5 protein-coding genes and 1 pseudogene are annotated in these 3505 nt (G+C 29.8%); 4 read left to right on the top strand and 2 right to left on the bottom strand.

The window, feature by feature from the left end; genetic code table 11:
* Both FTV32_RS16215 and FTV32_RS16210 read right to left on the bottom strand, forming a co-directional pair.
* A pseudogene (locus FTV32_RS16215) lies at positions 1-104 on the bottom strand (IS5/IS1182 family transposase); the annotation flags it as partial.
* A gap of 232 nt (positions 105-336) precedes the next feature.
* Positions 337-621, bottom strand: coding sequence for a hypothetical protein (locus FTV32_RS16210; RefSeq protein ID WP_035270248.1), 285 nt, complete (start codon positions 619-621; stop codon positions 337-339).
* Positions 622-703: 82 nt separating this feature from the next.
* Here FTV32_RS16210 and FTV32_RS16205 point away from each other — a divergent pair, with 82 nt between their 5' ends.
* The 4 genes from FTV32_RS16205 to FTV32_RS16190 all read left to right on the top strand — a co-directional run bounded on the left by FTV32_RS16205 (position 704) and on the right by FTV32_RS16190 (position 3117).
* Positions 704-1219 carry a hypothetical protein gene (locus FTV32_RS16205; protein WP_143047397.1) on the top strand — a complete coding sequence of 172 codons (516 nt, stop codon included), beginning with the start codon at positions 704-706 and terminating at the stop codon, positions 1217-1219.
* Positions 1220-1469: 250 nt separating this feature from the next.
* Positions 1470-1943 (top strand): hypothetical protein, encoded by a 474-nt coding sequence (locus tag FTV32_RS16200; protein WP_092766523.1) that lies wholly within the window; start codon positions 1470-1472, stop codon positions 1941-1943.
* A 15-nt stretch (positions 1944-1958) separates the two neighbouring features.
* On the top strand, positions 1959-2339 hold the full coding sequence (locus FTV32_RS16195; protein WP_035270939.1) for a hypothetical protein: 381 nt from the start codon (positions 1959-1961) through the stop codon (positions 2337-2339).
* Between the two features lie 550 nt (positions 2340-2889).
* A complete protein-coding gene (locus FTV32_RS16190) occupies positions 2890-3117 on the top strand; it encodes a hypothetical protein (protein ID WP_035270938.1) in 228 nt (75 codons plus the stop codon).
* Positions 3118-3505: the final 388 nt, after the last annotated feature.

Genomic DNA, 3505 nt, shown 5'->3' with positions numbered 1-3505 from the left:
GTAGCAGGATCAAACCAAATGGCAATATTTCCGCGACTCATGAGTGCTCGGTTATATGCGGGCCAATTGGTTGTGCGGTAGATTTTGTGTGTAGGCTTCTTCATTTGAGAATTATATCGCTGAAAAACCCTTTACAGATAGGTTTGTGCAACAAAGCCCATTGTTTCTAGTATTTGTCATCTTGGATGTAATTATTCGTTCTTTTATTATAAATAAATATAGAGCAGGAAGTTCTAGAAAATAAGATATGGATAAACAGGGAATGTTAAACGTCCAGCACCATTAAGCCTCTTATTAAAAAGCCCGACATGATGTCGGGCTTTTTAATAGAAATAATTACCAACGGCTCAATCTACCATTGTACAACATATCATTGATCTCACTTTGAGTTCTCCATGAACATTGGACAGTCGGATATTGATCCCCTCGATTAGAATGATAATCTCTATGGCGATCAGCAACTCTGTCACAATCAGCGATTTTATTATAAGGTCCACCTATTAGATGCCAAGTCTCTCCATGAGAATTATGTTTACATAATAGGAACAAGGGCTTATTAGCAAATACCAGAGTAGCTAATGAAGCTAATAATCCCCCAATAATAATTTTTTTTAATTTCATAATTAATTTCCTTTTTTAATCTACTCTTAATTATAATATAATAAGATTTTTTAAAACACAAAAGGTATTTTCAGGTGATATTATGAGAAATATATTATATTTATTCTTATGTATGTCTTTTACACTAATAGCTAATGCTGCTTATGCATCAGATATTAATGATAAAAGTGAAATAATTAAGAAAATTAATTCTTGGTTAACTGAACATGTCGTAGATGAATTTGTAGAAGATAAAAAAGTTCCACAAGAAACATTTTATAGTAGTGCTGCTATAAACGTTGATGTGATGATGGTTGGACAAAGACTGAAGTATGATTATGATCGTCCAGTTTATGTTGAAGCCTATGATAATATTAAATGGTCAGACATGAAAAAAAATAATAATGGTAAATATTTAACAATTAATAAGGAAAATGTTAATGGGTTCTTGTTTTTTAAGAAACCTAACATAAAGTTGATAAAAGTAAATACTTATAAATCACCCCGTCCAACAAGAGAAGTTACAGATACAATAGAATTCCCTTTAACGAAAAAAGTTAGTAAAAGTGAGATTAATAAACTTGAACTACTGTTAAGTCAGTTAGCTAATAGTAAATAAAAAAATGATGTGATTATTCAATTACCACTATTTCTATAGACTTTCTTTTAATTAGATAGAATGAGAATTAAAGAAAGATATTTCATAATAGAGTAGTAAGGCGTATGATCCTCGTGAAAATCATTTTTATATTATTTGGTTACTAAAAAATCCTGTTTTAACTCATTTCTATTAGTCACCAATCTAACTACTAGAAAGCTTATATTTTTAAGAAATAAATATTGTTAAACCTTTAGATAAGGCTCAGATCATGAAAATTTATAGCTTAGCTTTAATTGCTATTTTTTGTTCATCTACTTACGCAAAAAAAGTTGATAGTTTTTCTTCATTACAAGATGCTCATGAGGTTATAGACGAAGCAGGGCTCTATACCCAAGAAATAGTAGGTAATAATATCCGAGCTGATCTTTTTTCATTTGAGAGTTCAGGATGTTCAACTAGTTATTCAATAATGTTTACTGATAAAGATCGTAGTGGCAATAATGGAAAATATCTGCGAGAAATTTCTATAGATTGGACAAGAGCTAGTGTGAGAGGAGATGGATATACGATTAATAAGCTTTATGTTGGTCCTGTAAAATATTCACAATATACTTTATTAAATGGATGGAAGTTAGATCCTACAAGAACAGGCGGTGCTGCTATATGGTACGTAAAAGATAGTCATGCTAAAAAGATGAATGCAGCTCTTGATTACTTACATGAAAAGTGTAAATACAAATAAACTACCGGTGATGCTATGAGTTTTTACAAAAAATTATCTTCTACATTCCTAGGGATAACCTTAATCTGTGGTGCAGCATATACAAATGCACAAGATACTAGATATACATTTTGTCGTTCTCTAATTACAGAAAGTGCTATATCTTGGGATAAATCATTTTGGGTTGTATCTTCAGTTTTCCGTAATAACTTGAGTATATCTCGCTCAGATATTGGAATAAAAAATAGTTTTAATTCTTTTATTGAAGCTGAATTTGGTGGTCAAGCCCGTATGGCTATTTGTTTTCATGAAGATGATTATCAAGATGCATTAGATGAACGAAATGATCTCATTAGTGAATATAGAAATAGTGATGAAGATTATAAAACTGTACATTGGTCATATCGTGGTGATTAAAAGAGATTATCTAAATAACTATCACTTTCTTAAATATTTTTAATTAGATTTTGATCGAAAATACTAGGTATCCACCAAAATTTTAGACATACATAACTATCTTCTTCAGGGGTTTTTCATAATCTAATGAAAAACCCTTTAAAATCATAAAATTAGAGCAAGTTGTATCCAGTTTGGATGAACCGCCAACTTTTAATGATTTGATTAGGCGCATAATTACGTTAACTATCTGCAATATTTTATCTATTCTTTAATTAGACGACTTTATCAAAAATTGATAAGTGGATTTACTTAATCCTCTTGATTTAATACCAAACCTTATTCGAATTTTTATACATGAAAAAAAGCTCAGCCATAGGGTTACTGAGCAAAAGAGAAAATTTTAATAATCTTTTCATATTAGATTCATCATTTTTAAGTAAGAATAATACTTCCTGAACAGGATGCAGACGAGTCATTAAAAACTAGATAAATAATAGATGAAGATATTATATATTATCTAAAAATATGAGTGTATTTTATCATCACCTAGAGGTCAATTAGAATAGAAATGAAAAATTTTAGCGTTAATGATTTAGATTTATTGATTGAAAAATATCGAAAAGCAGACAAAGAAGTAAAGAAAATCCTAATCGGTTATAAATTATTTGGTGAATTAATGAATGATTCTAAATTTCATGAAGAAGTTATCAATTCAGCATTAAGTACTACGAAAAGAAAATATAAGAAAATAAAAATAAGAATCACAACAGATGAATATCAGCTGGATTTTGAATAAAGGTAAGCTAAGTATCCAATACTCAAATTCTCTTAAATTATCCAAAAATTTGTCCGCAGAAATTGGGGATGGATTTGATTCCGAGAGGCATATATCTTATAGGGAATTGCGGTTTTTGATCACTTTTTAACCATTTTTATTGGCGAAAAATGACAAATATGCTCAAAAAGAAACCGAGATGTTTCAAAGTCGGTTTTTTGCTGTTTTTTGGGGTGGGTGGGAATTTTTAAGTTATTGATTTTAAATCATTATTTTAGTTTCTGTTATTCACCAATTAAAATGTCTATGCGATAAACCATTTAAAATGTCCTGTTTTTAACCACAAGAGTCAAGCACAGGATTTAACTTTCTTTGTTCAATAACAGCTTTCTGAGCTTTACGACTCGGC

The organism is Acinetobacter sp. YH16032, from assembly GCF_013417345.1.
Lineage (GTDB): Bacteria > Pseudomonadota > Gammaproteobacteria > Pseudomonadales > Moraxellaceae > Acinetobacter.
This window is presented reverse-complemented; position numbering and strand designations above follow the sequence as displayed.

Excerpts from the sequence above, each read along its gene's own strand:
- FTV32_RS16210 (WP_035270248.1), bottom strand. The coding sequence starts at position 621 with ATGAAATTAAAAAAAATTATTATTGGGGGATTATTAGCTTCATTAGCT.
- FTV32_RS16205 (WP_143047397.1), top strand. The coding sequence starts at position 704 with ATGAGAAATATATTATATTTATTCTTATGTATGTCTTTTACACTAATA.
- FTV32_RS16200 (WP_092766523.1), top strand. The coding sequence starts at position 1,470 with ATGAAAATTTATAGCTTAGCTTTAATTGCTATTTTTTGTTCATCTACT.
- FTV32_RS16195 (WP_035270939.1), top strand. The coding sequence starts at position 1,959 with ATGAGTTTTTACAAAAAATTATCTTCTACATTCCTAGGGATAACCTTA.
- FTV32_RS16190 (WP_035270938.1), top strand. The coding sequence starts at position 2,890 with ATGAAAAATTTTAGCGTTAATGATTTAGATTTATTGATTGAAAAATAT.